This window comes from Acinetobacter sp. CFCC 10889 (assembly GCF_003268395.1).
Lineage (GTDB): Bacteria > Pseudomonadota > Gammaproteobacteria > Pseudomonadales > Moraxellaceae > Acinetobacter.
Map to the genome: position 1 here is coordinate 1 of NZ_LQXQ01000071.1, position 15,475 is coordinate 15,475.

Genomic DNA, 15,475 nt, shown 5'->3' on the forward strand with positions numbered 1-15,475 from the left:
GTTAGTAACATTGCTGATGCGAAAGATAGTAAGGATGCAACGAGCTTAGGTCAGGTGCAAGACTTGATTAGTAAATCAAGTAATGTAGAAATTGTTGATAAAGACGGAAACAAACAAAATATCAATGTTTCCAATATCGTTGTGAATAAGAATCAAGATAATACAAATCTTGCTTCAGACTTCTTGACCTATAATAAGGCTGGTCAAAATGTGACAGATCGTTTGACGATTGCTGAAACAGTACAAAAAATGAATACTGAAGGTATCAAGTTTGTACATACCAATGCTAAAGATCAATCAGGCTCTCTGGGTATCACGAATGACTCAAGTGCAGGTGCAGATGATTCAACAGCAATTGGTGTCAATGCAATTGTAGAGCAAGGAGCAAATAGCACGATTGCTTTAGGTCATAGTACGACAGCAACTTCGACAGCAACGGATTCTGTGGTTATTGGACGTGATTCTCTAGTACAAGGTATTTCTTCCATTGCTATAGGTCATGGTGCACAAGCTTTAGGTACTCAATCGATTAGTATTGGTACGAAAAACATTGTGAGAGGTAATCATTCAGGTGCAATAGGTGATCCAACAATAGTGGATGGTGACAACTCTTATTCAGTAGGTAATAACAATACTGTTAAGACAGATAACACATTTGTTCTTGGTAATGATATCACTCAAACTGTAGAAGGTTCTGTTGTACTTGGTAATAAATCTGCAGCAACAACAGGTGCAGATGTTGCTGGCTATAATTTAGCTCAAGCGACTGATGCTGATCGTGATGCGATTGCTAAAACAACCAGTACAACAGGTGCGGTTGCTGTAGGTGATGCGAATAATGGTATTTTCCGTCAAATCACAGGTGTAGCAGCAGGTACAGCTGACTCTGATGCAGTCAATGTTGCACAATTGAAAGCTGTCGATAACCAAGTTACAAAAACCCAAAATAGTTTAGTTGAGGGTCTTGGTGGTGGTGCGAAAGTAAATCAAGACGGTACGATTACTAGCCCAACATATAATGTTACAGGTGGTACACAAAACAATGTTGGTGCTGCATTAAATGCATTAGATAAAGCGATTGCAGATACTACTTCGACAGCAAATGCGGGTTGGACAGTAAAAGCAGGAACAACTTCACAAACAATTAAACCAAACGCAACGGTTGAATTTGCTGGTGATAACAACATTACTGTTAAGCAAACAAATGACAAAGATGGCAATGCAAAACTTGCAGTTGAATTAAACAAAGACCTTGAAGTTAATCAGATCAAAGCAGGCGAAACACTGGTGAAATCTGATGGTATTAGTGTAGGTCAAGTGGTTCAGTTGGGTGGCACAGGGCTAGTTATTCAAAATGGTCCAAGTATTACTACGGCAGGTATTAATGCAGGTAATAAAGTCATTAGCAATGTTGCTAACGGTAGTGCGGCAACAGATGCTGTGAACAAAGGTCAATTAGATGCGGCAGTAAATGACTTGAATAAAACAATCGATAATAAGATTGAGAATTCAGCAAGTGCTGTTCAATATGATAAAAATGCTGATGGCACGATCAATAAAGATAAAGTGACTTTAGCTGGTACAAATGGAACAACGATTACCAATGTTGCGGATGGTAATGTTGAGAAAGGATCAACAGATGCGATCAATGGTAATCAACTTGCAAATGTGCGTGATGATTTACAAGGTCAAATTAATACCAATACACAAGACATTAGTAATATCAAAAATGAAATTAATAATGGCTCGCTTGGTTTAGTACAGCAAACTGGTGGTTCAAAAGCGGACATTACTGTGGGTAAAAACACAGGTGGTACAACGGTCAACATGGCTGGTAAAGATGGTGATCGTGTTGTGACAGGTGTTGCAAATGGAGCAGTCAACAAAGACTCGAAAGATGCAGTGAATGGTTCACAGTTACATGCACAAAAAGTTGAAACCAATCAAAAAATTGTTGAATACCTAGGTGGTGGCGCAGCGATTGATAACATTACAGGTAGCTTCACCAAAGCGCCAACATACCAAGTTGATGGTAAAGACTATAGTAGTGTAGGTGGAGCTGTTGAGGCTTTGAACAAAGTCGATCAACAACTGGGTAGTAAAATTGACAATGTCAGCAATCGTTTAGAGCAAGCATTCCAAACAACGAATCAACGTATTGATGATGTTGAAAAACGTGCAAATGCGGGTATTGCTGCTGCATTAGCAATGGAGGCTGCACCATATGTACCTGGTAAATATACATATGCAGCAGGTGCTGCTTATCATGGTGGTGAGAATGCCGTAGGTGTAACATTACGTAAAACTGCTGACAGTGGTCGTTGGTCATTGACTGGTGGTATTGCAGCAGCAAGTGAAGGTGATCCAAGCGTTCGCATCGGTATCAGTGGTGTAATTGACTAATTTCACTAGACAGAAGGAAGGTCTTTGGACCTTCCTATGTTTTTCATATACTTAGAGAGATAAATGAATGAAAACATTAAGCACAATCTTGCTATTCAGTGGTCTAGTGGCAACCATGGCACATGCTACTGAAGCTGAATCACAAAATACAGTTAAACAAGTTACATTTCCACACGTCACAGCAAGTCATTTAAAGCATGTGAATCGATTTGAATATAATGAAATTTCGAAATTGGACAAAGGATTAACTAAAGATCAAATCCGTTTTATTTTGGGGAATCCTCAAATTGGGGATGATCTATTTTTCGTGAAAAGTTGGGACTATGTCTTAGATATTCGACCAGTGAATGGCACAGAATATAAGCGTTGCCAGTTGAAAATAGAGTTTGATAAAAAAATATTATCAGAAAATCTATATTGGAAAAGTGAAGAATGTCAAAACTTAATTCGATCTTCTGGTTCTAGTAATTAAGTAAGGATTTATTTACTTTTTTGCAAGGGGGGATAACTTATATATTTATAACTCGGTATATTGTAAATGGTATTAAATGTGAAATATGAATTTAGTTATTTTTAATAATGAAAAACCTTAATTTCACAAATCATAATGTAGCAGTAAAAATAAATAAGCCCTCTATTGTGCCTTAGGCTGAAAATGAAGCACAGCTTTATTTTCAGCCTAAGGCTATCTTAATATTATGACTAACTTTATTACGGAATTTAGAGATTGAATTACGATTCTTTGTATTTTAGATTCTTGCGTATAGTAGCCTACAATGTAAACTATGTATGAAATACTAACTAATTCTAGTAGAAAGTATAAATATGAATACATCGTTATACCAAGATCAACGCTGATTTAGATAGGGAAATAAATATGCGTTTATTCGTTACATGTTTTACGATGATGTTGAGTTCAATGAGTTTTGCTGAATTAACAGAGTCGAAGCCTTTATCTTCATTACTCACTGAAAAGAATTGGGGTTTAATTCGCCCCGATACAGCATGTATTGAACATTATAAATTTTCACCTTCAGGCACTGTAGAAATTATAGGTGGACAGGAAATTGTTACAGGTCACTACAGTATTTTAAGTTCAGACAAAGGTTTTGAATTACCTGCGGTTATCATTACATTTGAAACAGATAACCAAAAAGCAGACTGTACGGGTAGTACGGAAAACCAGATAGGTATTAAAACGATTAATTTTATTAAAAAAGAATCTGATCAAAAAATTTTCTTTTGTGATGATTCTTTAGGTAAAAAGTGTCCTGTTTATTTACGCCCAGAGTTTTAAATTTAGAAGAGATTGGTATATTGAATAAAATATTAGGGAGTGTTTCAAAAAGTATGTTAATTGTATTTTGCTCATCACTTAGATGTCATGATGCTTTGAAAATACAGGAAATTTAATTTATATATTTTCAATTTTTCTATTGATATATTTAACTAGCATACCATTTAGAACTCTACCTAAAATTAAAATCAAATACAGATAAAAGGATTTTATTTAAAGTCCTTTTATAAAATAAAATTTACATATTTAGGATAAGTAATAAATAATTTTTATAAAAAAATAAAAAATTATTCATGTAAGTTTTATGTTTTCTCTAGTGCTATAGCGTTATATTAACCATCAATATTCAATTTACCTATAAAGTCTGTTGAAATAGAATGTGACACGTCTTGTTTAAAAAAAGAGCGTACATAAGAGCATAGGCTCTATGTGAACTTATAGTATGATGTGTATATATTTCGACTGATTTATCGCTCTATCAGTTTTATTTAGCCAGAGTGAATCATGATCCACTCAAGCTCTAACAATGTTGGAAATTATAATGCCTGACTATCGTTCAAAAACATCGACACATGGAAGAAATATGGCTGGCGCACGTGGCTTATGGCGTGCGACAGGTATGAAAGACGAAGATTTTGGTAAACCAATTATTGCGGTTGTGAACTCTTTTACTCAGTTTGTACCAGGTCATGTGCATTTAAAAGATTTGGGTCAATTGGTTGCTCGTCAAATTGAACAAGCAGGCGGTGTGGCGAAAGAGTTTAATACCATTGCTGTGGATGACGGAATTGCCATGGGGCATGATGGTATGTTGTATTCACTGCCATCACGTGATTTGATCGCAGACTCAGTAGAATACATGGTCAATGCGCACTGTGCAGATGCGATGGTGTGTATTTCAAACTGTGACAAAATCACGCCAGGAATGTTGATGGCATCTATGCGTTTAAACATTCCAGTGGTATTCGTTTCAGGCGGTCCAATGGAAGCGGGTAAAGTAAAAATCCGTGGCAATGAACATGCTATCGATTTGGTTGATGCAATGGTTGTTGCGGCAGATGATAGCTTTACGGATGAAGAAGTTAAAGAATATGAACGTTCTGCATGTCCAACCTGTGGTTCGTGTTCAGGTATGTTTACTGCTAACTCTATGAACTGCTTAACAGAAGCTTTGGGTTTATCTTTACCTGGTAATGGTTCAACACTTGCAACGCATGCTAACCGTAAAAAATTATTTGAAAAAGCAGGTCAATTGATCGTAGAGATTACGAAACGTCACTATGAGCAAAATGACTACAGTTTGTTGCCACGTTCGATTGCCACTAAAGCAGCGTTTGAAAATGCGATGACGCTTGATATTTCAATGGGTGGTTCAACCAATACGGTACTTCATTTATTGGCTGCGGCTCATGAAGCGGAAGTTGATTTTACCATGACCGATATTGACCGCTTGTCACGCAATGTGCCTGTACTGTGTAAAGTTGCACCTGCAAAACAAGATGTCCATATGGAAGATGTTCACCGTGCAGGCGGTATCATGTCGATCTTGGGTGAATTAGACCGTGCTGGTTTGTTGGATACATCTGTTCCAACTGTACATGAAGCAACTTTAAAGGATGCTTTAGATAAGTGGGACATTATTCGTACAGAAGATGAAGAAGTATACAACTTCTTTAAATCTGCACCAGGCGGCGTACCAACACAAACGGCATTCTCACAAGATCGTTATTACTCACGTTTAGATGGCGATCGTGAAGGTGGTGTAATTCGTAATGCAGAACATGCTTTTTCTAAAGATGGTGGTTTGGCAGTGCTTTACGGTAACATTGCACTAGAAGGTTGTATCGTAAAAACAGCAGGTGTTGATGATTCGATCCTCAAATTTAACGGTACAGCTCGTGTGTTTGAAAGCCAAGATGCTGCTGTAGAAACTATTTTAGCAGGTGGTGTTAAAGCGGGTGATGTGGTTGTGATCCGTTATGAAGGTCCACGTGGTGGTCCTGGGATGCAAGAAATGTTGTATCCAACCAGTTATCTAAAATCGAAAGGTTTGGGTAAAGACTGTGCTTTATTAACTGATGGTCGTTTCTCAGGTGGTTCATCAGGTCTGTCCATTGGTCATGTTTCTCCTGAAGCGGCAGAAGGTGGTGCAATTGGTTTAGTGGAAGATGGTGATTTGATCGAAATCGATATTCCAAACCGTACGATTAACTTGGCTGTAGATGAAGCAACTTTGGCAGCTCGCCGTGAAGCGCAAGAAGCGAAAGGTTGGCATCCAGCTGAACCACGTCCACGTAAAGTATCTAAAGCATTGAAAGCATATGCAATGCATACCACAAGCGCATCAAAAGGTGCAGTGCGTGATATTTAATCGCTAAATTTGTTTGTAGAAATAGAGCACTCCAAATCGGGGTGCTTTTTTATAGGTGACTTTATATACAAAAGTGTTGATGTAAACAGACATTGATCATTTCACGATGAATTGATATAAATTTTGCAGCAAGCTTATTTTATTTACAAAGCATCTCATTGCAATGAGTGTTATTCTTGTACGAGTTTCAAGCATACTTTTTGAAACACGTATAAGTTTTCTAATTTTTGAGGCTATTTTCATGTCGCTGTTACGCCGTTGGTTTGATCCGATCCGATCGAGTTGGTTTTATGCAAAACCGACCCGTCAAGAGGTGTTACCCACGGTACAAGGGCTACATATTTATTTACGTTTAGATGATGTGTATAGCTACTTGGCAGTACAACAGTTAACACAATTGGATGATATTTTAAATGATGATTTGAAACCGCTCAAAATTATCATTTCTGATACAACGGCTGAGCCGCCCAACGGTATGAGCATTGCAGAATGGCGGAATTATAGTCTGAATGATGCCAAGATTTTAGCCAATCAGCACCGCTTTAGTTATGATGAAGAAAAACCAGAACAACCTACCCAAGAAGCTTTACAACAAGCCGAAACCATTCTCCGCAATACACCCTTAACAGGTCAAAATTTTCTGTATTTACTTGAAGATGTTTTCCACATGTTGTGGCAGCAGCAATATGGAAAATTACGAATGCTGTTTGTGATGGCGAGTAAACAACAAAAGCCACAAAATTTTCCAGAAAGAATCTTTGATCATATGCCTGTTTTAGAAAGTTATTTTGAATTTGGTGGTCGTAAATACCATGCTGTAGATGATTTATTACGCCTCACTCGCCGTTTAAAACAGCAAAAATTATTGATTGATAATCCGATTTTTCTGATTAATCACATCGAGTGGCGTGAACATTTGATGAGTGATGCAGAGGAGCTTGCTGAGATCCAAGCGATGCATCCTGAGTTAAATTTGTATATTGCGCTTGAAGACCCGATCAGTTGGTTATTGTTGGCATATATTAAAGAAGAACTTGCCAATTATTATAATATTCAGTTGAAAGTTTTTCCTTTAAGTTATCACGGGCGGGATGTATTTGATTGGAGTTTGGCGAGTCGTTTGTCGAAACGGACAGAAGTTAAATTTACCCCTTTTTGTCGCCCAACCGCAGACAGCATTTTAAATATGGCACAGCTTTTTTATAGTGTTGATGAGGAACAACGCACTGATGCGATGTATACGATTTTGGAAGCCGTTTGGACGAAGGGCAAAGACCCCTCATGTAAAGCACATTTACAACAACTACAACAAGATTTAGGTATTGAAAAACTTGTAGATTTAGATGTGATGGTTTTGTTGCAGGAAAATGATCAACGCTGTGCAGAAAAACATCAACCTGATTTTCCAGTGTTAGAATTGGAAATTGAAGGAAAACGTTACGTATTTAATAGTTTATATCGCGTTTGGATGATTGAAAGTATTTTCAGTAATGTGTTAGAACAGAAGTACAAAAGTGATAATGATGCAGAGCTAAAAGATGCCGAACACCTCAGCGATGAAAAAAGAAAAATGTGAATCACTTGAACAAGCTCGAGTGCATATTGACGAGATCGATCAGGCTTTAATTGAAATGATCGCAGTGCGTCAGTTTTATGTCGATCAAGCGACCCGTTTTAAGCGGACTGCTGAAGATGTACAGTCTCCTGAACGTGTACAGCAAGTGATTAATAAAGTACGTGAAAAAGCCAGTGAATTGCATACAGATCCGGACTTGGTTGAAAAAATTTATCGTGAAATGATTCAGCATTTTATTCAGCGAGAATTGAAAGAAATCCGACCTTAAATTTTATTCATTACATTAAAAATAATGTGTTTTAATCGTGATTAATTGTTCAAAGTTTAAGACAAGTTATACAACTAATCTTAAACTTTGGTTTAATTCTTTGTTATAAAGGAGATTTTTGTTTTCCATTAAATGTTATAGAATTACTTGAGTTTATGATGACCTTATCATCTGCTTGTGCATAAAAAGTTAAAGTAGTTGCGGCAATTTTGATGACAAGAATAAAACCTAATTCAGAACTTCTATTCCATTCTTCAGATTCACCAATTTTAATTTCAAAAAAATTGGTATCACCATCATTTCCCCACTGGTTTATTGCTGTTTTAATAATATATTCTGAGTTATTGGTTACTGTAATAGTCATTGGATTTTCCTTAATTGTTTGTTTTAATATAATGTGATTTTCTATAATCACGGTCTTATAGTAGATCGTTAAGTTGTACTGGAACATACCTAAAATAGGGTATTTTGTAGAAATAATTTAAAATTAATTAATAAGTTTTGATTATTGGTATTTTGGTTTTAAAAAATAACTCATTGAAATTATTAAATAATATAGTTTTTATAACGATAGATACTATAAAGAAACTTCAATGGGTTATATTCTATATCAGGATAACTGTGAATTTTATCTAATAAATAACTAAATTTTTTTATATAATTTAATTTTAAAACGTAAGTTTTTAAAAATTTACCAAAAATAAGACTAAAGCTCGAATAAGCTTATTTTTAAGCTGTTACTTTTGATTCATCTTTCTCTCATTTATTCAGGCGCTTTAAAACGTTGTTGTGATGCAAGAAAAGCCAGATAAAGCACAGGCACGATAAAAAATGCCACACTCCAAAAATCCAGTTTGACATATAGATAAGCACCTAAAAATGCCCCGACCACAAAACCAACCACAATACTGAAACTTTTCAATAAGGCTTGTGCATTTTTAGAACTGCGATCACGTAAGTAGTTGGATAAATCAATACCGAGTTGAGTGGTATTTCCTGTCATCATGGTACTTGGGCTGATGTGCTTAATCAGGGTTTTACTTGAAGTATTACGAATTGCCAAAGCAATTAATCCCAGTCCACCTGTGATGGCAACCGTGATGCTATCCGCATTGTTAAACGGCTCAAAGACCAAACCTGTCAGCATAAAGCCCGATAAAAACAAAGCTTCTGCCACAAATAATGCGGACAGCATTTTATGTTTATGTTGACTGCGGTCAATCATCATCTTGGTGATTGCAACTGTGATAATAAACAGCGGAATAGCTGCCAGTTTAATCCAAATGCCTGCACCGCCTTTCACCCAAGCTGCGCCAGCAAGCACCAAGTTTCCTGTAACATGTGCAGTAAAAAAACCAAACAATGCAATAAAACCAATCGTGTCAATTGCACCCCCGACTACAGTTAAAATGATCGGATCACGGCAACTTTTCCAAAATGGAAGATGTTGTTCAACGTTATTGTGCGTATTCATAGGTCACCTTTTTTCTATTTTCAATGTGGATCACAAGTCGGGTTAGGCTTTTTTATAATGTTCTTTTTTTAAATAACTGAGTACAGCAAGGACTACAGGCACGATAAACAAATACATCAAAGCAAATTTATATATCAATGCTGCAACGGCACAGCCCAATGCAAAACACAGCATTGTTGGGAATAATGATTTTAAGCGTTGTTGCGTTGTGGCTTTTTGTTCAGGTGTAGTGCCTTGGCTTAAATGTGCTAAATCCAACATGAGCTGTGTGGTTGAACCTGTCATCACAGTGGTTGGTGACTCTTTCACCCAGTGGATACGATGCATGGCATTTTGAATCGCCATCGCAGCGACCAATAACATACCCACACTAAAACCCGCCACAGTATCATAACTTGGAAAGGGTAAATAAAATACTGAGATCAACGCTGCTGCTGTAAATAATGCGATCATTAAAATCAGTAAAAAATGATAAGAACTTTTATTTAGTTTGATAAATTTTAAATCAATCCAACGGGTTGCAAAGACCATCAAACAAAACATCGGTAATGCTGCCAATTTTGCCCAAGCACCTGTATGCGTATCTGAAACCAGTGCTGCACCTAAGGTCACAAAGTTACCTGTCACATGGGCTGCAAACAAGCCATGTAAAGCCAGGAAGCTTGCTGTGTCGACATAGCCTGCATTAAAACTGAGAATTTTACTGAGATTAAGTTGCATGTCTGCCCCACCTATGACTGTTCTGATTGATTTAAAAATTATGAAATGAGATTTTTAATCACAGGAAGCAGTTGTTCACCGACCACCATGCCCAAAAGCCCCATCAATGCAACCAATGGTGGTGCAGGAGATTTCACATTTAGAACGTAATACAACACACCTACTAACAGTCCAACAGCAAGCGATAACAGATAAATTTTCATGACACACCTCAGGGCAACCGCCCTGAAGTGAGCGGTCAATTTAAAATAAATGGATCAATTGCAAGAAGTTAGAATGCAAAACAAGAACAGCCTAATGCACCCCAAAATGATTTTTTGTCTTTATCATTCACAGGAACATCGTTAAACCATGCATGGCTATGACCGTGCATGCCACAACTTGTGGAACAGGCACATGCTGCGGAATTACTTTGCAAGGGTTGTAATGATGGTGCATTACGATTTTCAGACAGTCGCCACTGACCACCAAAGCGTTTGACCGGTGACCAATCAGGTGATGCCGGTGGAATCGGTGGATCATCCTGTTTAAATTCAGCACCTGCATAGACCACTTTGCCACCCAAAACCGTCATGACCGATTCAATCCATTGGATGCTTTCTGCTTCGACTGAGAAATAGTCATCAGACAGCACCACAAGGTCAGCAAGTTCGCCTTCGTTTAATGCACCTTTGACATTTTGTTCACCTGAAAACCATGCAGACCCTTTGGTCCAAAGCTCCAACGCCGTTTTACGGTCAAGCAGATTTTTTTCATCAAATAATGGTAAACCACCTAAGGTTTTACCTGTGCTGAGCCAATACAAACACACCCAAGGATTATAAGAGCAACACGGGTTGCATCTGTTCCTGCTCCGACAGGCACACCAAGTTCAAGCATTTTCTTCACAGGGGGGGTGGCTTTGGCTGCATCTGCGCCATAACGCTGTACAAAGGTTTCACCTTGGAATGCCATACGATGCTGAATAGCGATCCCCCCACCTAAAGCACCGATCCGTTCAATATTTTTATCGGACACTGTTTCTGCATGGTCAATAATAAAACGTGTCGCAAAAGGTTGCTTTTGATTCACACGCTCAAAAACATTGAGCATCCGATCAATACTTTCATCATAAGTGGCATGGATACGGAATGGCCATTTTTTCTCAGCGAGCAGCTCCACGATTTTTTCCAATTCACCTTCCATATTGTCAGGAAGGTCAGGGCGTGGTTCGACAAAGTTTTCAAAATCACCTGCTGACCATGTCAGGTTTTCACCTGCACCATTCACTTGTAATAGTGCATCACCATCACCTGGAAAGGTCATGTCAGTCCATTTTTGGTAGTCTTGTAATTCTTCGCCTGCTTTTTGTGCAAATAAGTTATAGGCAATACGTACCGTCATTTGATCATTGTCATGCAGTTGATTGATGACTTCATAATCATCAGGATAGTTTTGACCACCGCCCCCTGCATCAATCGCTGAAGTAATGCCCAAGCGGTTGAGCTCACGCATAAAATGGCGGGTGGAGTTGACTTGATCTTCGACAGGCAGCTTTGGTGCTTTGCCCAAAGTTGAGTATAAAATCATCGCTGATGGTGTTGCGAGCAGCAAACCTGTTGGTTCACCTTTTTCATCACGCTGAATTTTACCACCCGGTGGATCAGGCGTATCTTTATTAAATCCCAATACATTCAATGCAGCACGATTGAGCATGGCACGCGCATATAAATGTAAAACAAAAACAGGGGTATCTGGTGCAGCTTTATTGATTTCTTCAAGTGTTGGTAAACGTTTTTCTACAAACTGAAATTCTGACCAACCGCCTACTACACGTACCCATTGCGGTGCAGGAGTATTGTCGGCTTGTTCTTTTAACAGTCGTAATGCATCTGCAACCGAAGGTACACCCTCCCATCGCAGTTCCATATTGTAGTTCAAACCTCCACGGATAATATGTAAATGACTGTCATTTAATCCCGGAATTACACGGCGACCATTTAAATCCACAATTTTGGTCTTACTGTTCGCCAATTGCATCACATCGTGATTACTGCCTGTACGCAACACTTTCCCATCCGAAATGGCAATCGCTTCAACTTCAGGATGTGCTCGGTTAAGTGTAGTTATTTTTCCATTTTTTAAAATAAGCTGAACATCTGACATCTCAATCTCCGCTTTGGATTTGATGTTGAAGGGCATCGGATACACAACAGCATATCCTTGGTGATGCACTTCAATTATAGTTTTGAGTTATTATTTTGCAGGAACTGGTGCAACAACTTCGTGCTGACTTTGTGTACGTTGTGGTGCTTTGTGTACCATGGTATATGCATAATCCACGCCCATACCATAAGCGCCTGAATGCTCACGGACAATATCCATCACGGCATCATACGAATCACGTTTTGCCCAATCACGTTGCCATTCAAGCAAAACTTGTTGCCAAGTCACAGGAATCACTCCCGCTTGAATCATACGTTGCATCGCATAATCATGAGCTTCTTTACTGGTGCCGCCTGAAGCATCTGCCACCATATAAATTTCATAATCCGTGTCATGCAAAGCACTTAAAGCAAAAGTCAGGTTACACACTTCAGTCCATAGCCCTGAAACAATGATTTTTTTACGGTTATTTTTTGCAAGAGAATCACGTACTTTTTGATCATCCCAAGAGTTCATTGAAGTACGTTCCAATAAAGGTTGGTTTGGAAAAACATCCAACAGTTCTGGAAAAGTATGCCCTGAGAAACTGTCTGTTTCAACAGTCGTAATCGTGGTTGGAATGTTAAATACTTTCGCAGCTTTAGCCAAGCCTACCACGTTATTTTTCAAGGTTTGACGGTCGATTGACTGTACACCGAAAGCCATTTGTGGCTGTTGATCAATAAAAATAATTTGTGAGTTTTCTGGTGTTAATACTTCTAAGATTGACTTGTTCATGGCTTTATCCTTTTTTGGATTTGATCGTTTTGATAAGTTAAATGTAATTCAAAATAATGCGATGAACATCACCATTTTTAGAACGATTGATCTTGATTTTGCAACAGCTCAGCAAATGTAAGACGGTAAATTTAAAAATTTATTTAAGCTTTTGAATATTAAAATATTTTATTTGAAATATTGATTTACTTTGAACATGTGGTATTGACCCATAGAGAAAGGTGCAATGCTTCAGAAGAACTTAAAAATATTTTGTTATGACTTAATTTTCAAAATTGACTCATGATTTAAGCCTCAACTTTTGCTTGAGGATGACTTCAAAAAAATATGATATTTCACTTAAATAAAGTTCAGTAAGATTGCCTCGAAACATGAAAGAGTAGTTGAGAGATGATTGGATTTGTCATTGCTGTCTTTGCAATCGCAGGGATGATTAAAGGCACAATTGGTTTAGGTTTACCTGCAGTATCGATGGGCTTGTTAACCCTTGTCATTAGTCCATTTCAAGCAGCGACTTTATTGATTATTCCCTCTATCGTTACCAATATTTGGCAGCTTTTTGCAGAAGGACAGGTCTGGCGTTTAGTATGCCGTTTTTATCCATTGCTATTGGGGTTGATCGTTGGTTCAGTGTGGAGTATTTTCCCAACTTTAGGACATAGCAGTAGTCATTTTCACAGTGAGGCATTACTGGGTGGTATGTTAGCCTTGTATGGGCTTTATGGTTTATTCGCTAAAAATATGCCAAATCTTGCACCCTATGAAAAATGGTTATCGCCTATTGTTGGTTATTTGGGTGGTGCATTAACAGTGGCAACGGGTGTGGTGGTCATTCCAGTAGTGCCTTATTTACAGTCTTTACAACTCAAACGTGATGATTTGGTACAATCATTGGGTTTGGCATTCACAGTATCAACTTTTTGTTTAGCGGCATTTTTGCACTTTAATCCAGTAGAAGATACACCTATTGATTATCAGCTTTCATTCATTGCTTTACTCCCTGCTTTAGTAGGGATGTGGCTGGGCACAAAAATCCGTTATCGTATTTCTGAGCAAAAATTCCGTAAAGTATTTTTCTTTGGTTTGGTTATTTTTGGTTTATATTCAGTTTTACATCAGTTTGGTGTGCTGTAAAACATATGGTTGATCAGTCTAAAATTAATTTGGCTTTTTGTGAAATGAGGAATTGGGCAAAATGTTGATAAGCTGTTGGCAGTGTATCAAATTGTGCTGCTGCCAATAATAATTTACGATTTGCCCAAGCACCTGCAAGTTCTATTTGATGAAATTTATACAATTTATTGAGGTGTTGTGCTGCACGTTTTGGCATGACAGCAACCCCAACACCATCAGCAACCACTTGTGCAATAGCTGCAAAATTAGGTAAACGTAAGCGATATTGCATTACACAATTTAAGCGTTTGGCTTGCGTCTCAATAGATTGTTGTAAAGAATGATATTGCATTAACCCGACAAAGGGATAGTTTAAAATCTCGGATAAATTTAAAGTTTTATGCTGTATTAATACATGTTGTTGTGGACAAATCAGTACCAATGGATCATGTGAAAAATCTAAAGTGTATAAATGTTCAGAATTAAAAAAATTAGAAATTAAGCCAAGTTGAGCAGTCCCTTTTTCAATTGCCTGAATAATATCACTACTTTCAGCTTCTTTGAGTTCAATTTGAATATGCGGATTTTCAAGCAAATATTGGGGTAAAAGTATCGGTAAATATTCGCTTTGTGCAGACGAATTACACCATAAAGTCACCTGTGTGGCTAAGCCTTGAGTAAAGGGTGACATGGCATGTTGCAGTTGTTGTTCTTGCTGAATCAGTCGCTGTGCCTGCTCCGTAAAGACTTGACCTGCAACAGTTAATTTTACCCCAAGCGCATGCCGAGTAAATAAAGTGGTGCTAAACTGTTGTTCAAGTTTTTTAATACGTTCACTGGCTGCTTGTAATGAAATGGCAGAACGTTCAGCGCCTTTTGTGAGACTACCTGTATCCACAATATTTAAAAATAAATGTAAATCGAAAAAGTCGAAACGCATAATGGATCATAGTGAAATAGGCTTTTCACATATTAAACTGAATTTTATTGAAATAGAGCAGCATCTTGTTGCTGAATTGAAGAAATATTTTACGATTTTGACAAAGTACACCGAAATGTACTTTATCGTAGATGAATGCTTGCATCATGATTTTAAACAGATTGAAAGGTGATTACTCTGCTGCTTCTTCAATCACAGGTGTATCAATTGCTGTTGTATCAGAAGACGCATCATCTGTTGCTGCTTCAGTACTTGTTGCATCGACATTTGCTGACTCAACAGCTTCTGCGGCTGCAGCGACAGCAGCATCAAGCGCAGGTTCTGCCCATGCGCTTGACATAATGCTTGTAATGAAAAGAGTGAAAGCAATTTTTTTTAAATTCATGTTGGG

15 protein-coding genes and 1 pseudogene are annotated in these 15,475 nt (G+C 37.9%); 8 read left to right on the forward strand and 8 right to left on the reverse strand.

The features are described from left to right. From AVJ19_RS18415 to AVJ19_RS18440, 6 genes are all read left to right on the forward strand, one after another. The coding region (locus AVJ19_RS18415) for a YadA-like family protein (protein WP_111861065.1) at positions 1 to 2,403 on the forward strand (2,403 nt) is incomplete at its 5' end. A 67-nt stretch (positions 2,404 to 2,470) separates the two neighbouring features. Further along, positions 2,471 to 2,875, forward strand: a complete 405-nt coding sequence (locus AVJ19_RS18420) for an outer membrane protein assembly factor BamE (RefSeq protein WP_111861066.1) — start codon at positions 2,471 to 2,473, stop codon at positions 2,873 to 2,875. Positions 2,876 to 3,280: 405 nt separating this feature from the next. Next, the gene (locus AVJ19_RS18425) at positions 3,281 to 3,700 is read left to right on the forward strand and encodes a hypothetical protein (RefSeq protein ID WP_111861067.1); all 420 of its coding nucleotides are present in this window, start codon (positions 3,281 to 3,283) and stop codon (positions 3,698 to 3,700) included. Between the two features lie 541 nt (positions 3,701 to 4,241). Then, positions 4,242 to 6,071 (forward strand): dihydroxy-acid dehydratase, encoded by a 1,830-nt coding sequence (ilvD, locus tag AVJ19_RS18430; RefSeq protein ID WP_111861068.1) that lies wholly within the window; start codon positions 4,242 to 4,244, stop codon positions 6,069 to 6,071. Positions 6,072 to 6,312: 241 nt separating this feature from the next. Next, a complete protein-coding gene (locus tag AVJ19_RS18435) occupies positions 6,313 to 7,647 on the forward strand; it encodes a hypothetical protein (RefSeq protein ID WP_111861069.1) in 1,335 nt (444 codons plus the stop codon). Further along, positions 7,628 to 7,915 carry a chorismate mutase gene (locus tag AVJ19_RS18440; protein WP_111861070.1) on the forward strand — a complete coding sequence of 96 codons (288 nt, stop codon included), beginning with the start codon at positions 7,628 to 7,630 and terminating at the stop codon, positions 7,913 to 7,915. The genes AVJ19_RS18435 and AVJ19_RS18440 overlap by 20 nt, the downstream gene beginning before the upstream one ends. A gap of 103 nt (positions 7,916 to 8,018) precedes the next feature. Here the strand turns inward: AVJ19_RS18440 and AVJ19_RS18445 are convergent, their stop codons facing one another. The 6 genes and pseudogenes from AVJ19_RS18445 to AVJ19_RS18470 form a co-directional block, all read right to left on the reverse strand. Beyond that, positions 8,019 to 8,279, reverse strand: coding sequence for a hypothetical protein (locus tag AVJ19_RS18445; protein WP_111861071.1), 261 nt, complete (start codon positions 8,277 to 8,279; stop codon positions 8,019 to 8,021). A 399-nt stretch (positions 8,280 to 8,678) separates the two neighbouring features. After that, a complete protein-coding gene (locus AVJ19_RS18450) occupies positions 8,679 to 9,389 on the reverse strand; it encodes a YoaK family protein (protein ID WP_111861072.1) in 711 nt (236 codons plus the stop codon). Between the two features lie 42 nt (positions 9,390 to 9,431). Continuing rightward, a complete protein-coding gene (locus AVJ19_RS18455; RefSeq protein WP_111861073.1) occupies positions 9,432 to 10,109 on the reverse strand; it encodes a YoaK family protein in 678 nt (225 codons plus the stop codon). A gap of 38 nt (positions 10,110 to 10,147) precedes the next feature. Continuing rightward, a complete protein-coding gene (locus AVJ19_RS18460; protein ID WP_111861074.1) occupies positions 10,148 to 10,312 on the reverse strand; it encodes a DUF1427 family protein in 165 nt (54 codons plus the stop codon). 68 nt (positions 10,313 to 10,380) lie between these two features. After that, a pseudogene (locus AVJ19_RS18465) lies at positions 10,381 to 12,254 on the reverse strand (amidohydrolase). A 90-nt stretch (positions 12,255 to 12,344) separates the two neighbouring features. Further along, positions 12,345 to 13,031, reverse strand: a complete 687-nt coding sequence (locus AVJ19_RS18470; protein ID WP_111861075.1) for a hydrolase — start codon at positions 13,029 to 13,031, stop codon at positions 12,345 to 12,347. Between AVJ19_RS18470 and AVJ19_RS22700 the strand changes: the two genes are divergently transcribed. After that, positions 13,030 to 13,152, forward strand: a complete 123-nt coding sequence (locus AVJ19_RS22700) for a hypothetical protein (protein ID WP_265736094.1) — start codon at positions 13,030 to 13,032, stop codon at positions 13,150 to 13,152. The genes AVJ19_RS18470 and AVJ19_RS22700 overlap by 2 nt on opposite strands. A gap of 269 nt (positions 13,153 to 13,421) precedes the next feature. Then, on the forward strand, positions 13,422 to 14,165 hold the full coding sequence (locus AVJ19_RS18475) for a sulfite exporter TauE/SafE family protein (protein ID WP_111861076.1): 744 nt from the start codon (positions 13,422 to 13,424) through the stop codon (positions 14,163 to 14,165). 13 nt (positions 14,166 to 14,178) lie between these two features. Here AVJ19_RS18475 and AVJ19_RS18480 read toward each other — a convergent pair whose 3' ends face one another. Continuing rightward, a complete protein-coding gene (locus AVJ19_RS18480; RefSeq protein WP_111861077.1) occupies positions 14,179 to 15,084 on the reverse strand; it encodes a LysR family transcriptional regulator in 906 nt (301 codons plus the stop codon). Between the two features lie 172 nt (positions 15,085 to 15,256). Continuing rightward, a partial coding sequence (locus AVJ19_RS18485) for a hypothetical protein (protein ID WP_213067259.1) occupies positions 15,257 to 15,475 on the reverse strand: 219 nt, incomplete at its 5' end.

Coding starts and splice junctions, on each gene's coding strand:
- AVJ19_RS18420 (WP_111861066.1), top strand. CDS start 2,471: ATGAAAACATTAAGCACAATCTTGCTATTCAGTGGTCTAGTGGCAACC.
- AVJ19_RS18425 (WP_111861067.1), top strand. CDS start 3,281: ATGCGTTTATTCGTTACATGTTTTACGATGATGTTGAGTTCAATGAGT.
- ilvD (WP_111861068.1), top strand. CDS start 4,242: ATGCCTGACTATCGTTCAAAAACATCGACACATGGAAGAAATATGGCT.
- AVJ19_RS18435 (WP_111861069.1), top strand. CDS start 6,313: ATGTCGCTGTTACGCCGTTGGTTTGATCCGATCCGATCGAGTTGGTTT.
- AVJ19_RS18440 (WP_111861070.1), top strand. CDS start 7,628: ATGAAAAAAGAAAAATGTGAATCACTTGAACAAGCTCGAGTGCATATT.
- AVJ19_RS18445 (WP_111861071.1), bottom strand. CDS start 8,279: ATGACTATTACAGTAACCAATAACTCAGAATATATTATTAAAACAGCA.
- AVJ19_RS18450 (WP_111861072.1), bottom strand. CDS start 9,389: ATGAATACGCACAATAACGTTGAACAACATCTTCCATTTTGGAAAAGT.
- AVJ19_RS18455 (WP_111861073.1), bottom strand. CDS start 10,109: ATGCAACTTAATCTCAGTAAAATTCTCAGTTTTAATGCAGGCTATGTC.
- AVJ19_RS18460 (WP_111861074.1), bottom strand. CDS start 10,312: ATGAAAATTTATCTGTTATCGCTTGCTGTTGGACTGTTAGTAGGTGTG.
- AVJ19_RS22700 (WP_265736094.1), top strand. CDS start 13,030: ATGGCTTTATCCTTTTTTGGATTTGATCGTTTTGATAAGTTAAATGTA.
- AVJ19_RS18470 (WP_111861075.1), bottom strand. CDS start 13,031: ATGAACAAGTCAATCTTAGAAGTATTAACACCAGAAAACTCACAAATT.
- AVJ19_RS18475 (WP_111861076.1), top strand. CDS start 13,422: ATGATTGGATTTGTCATTGCTGTCTTTGCAATCGCAGGGATGATTAAA.
- AVJ19_RS18480 (WP_111861077.1), bottom strand. CDS start 15,084: ATGCGTTTCGACTTTTTCGATTTACATTTATTTTTAAATATTGTGGAT.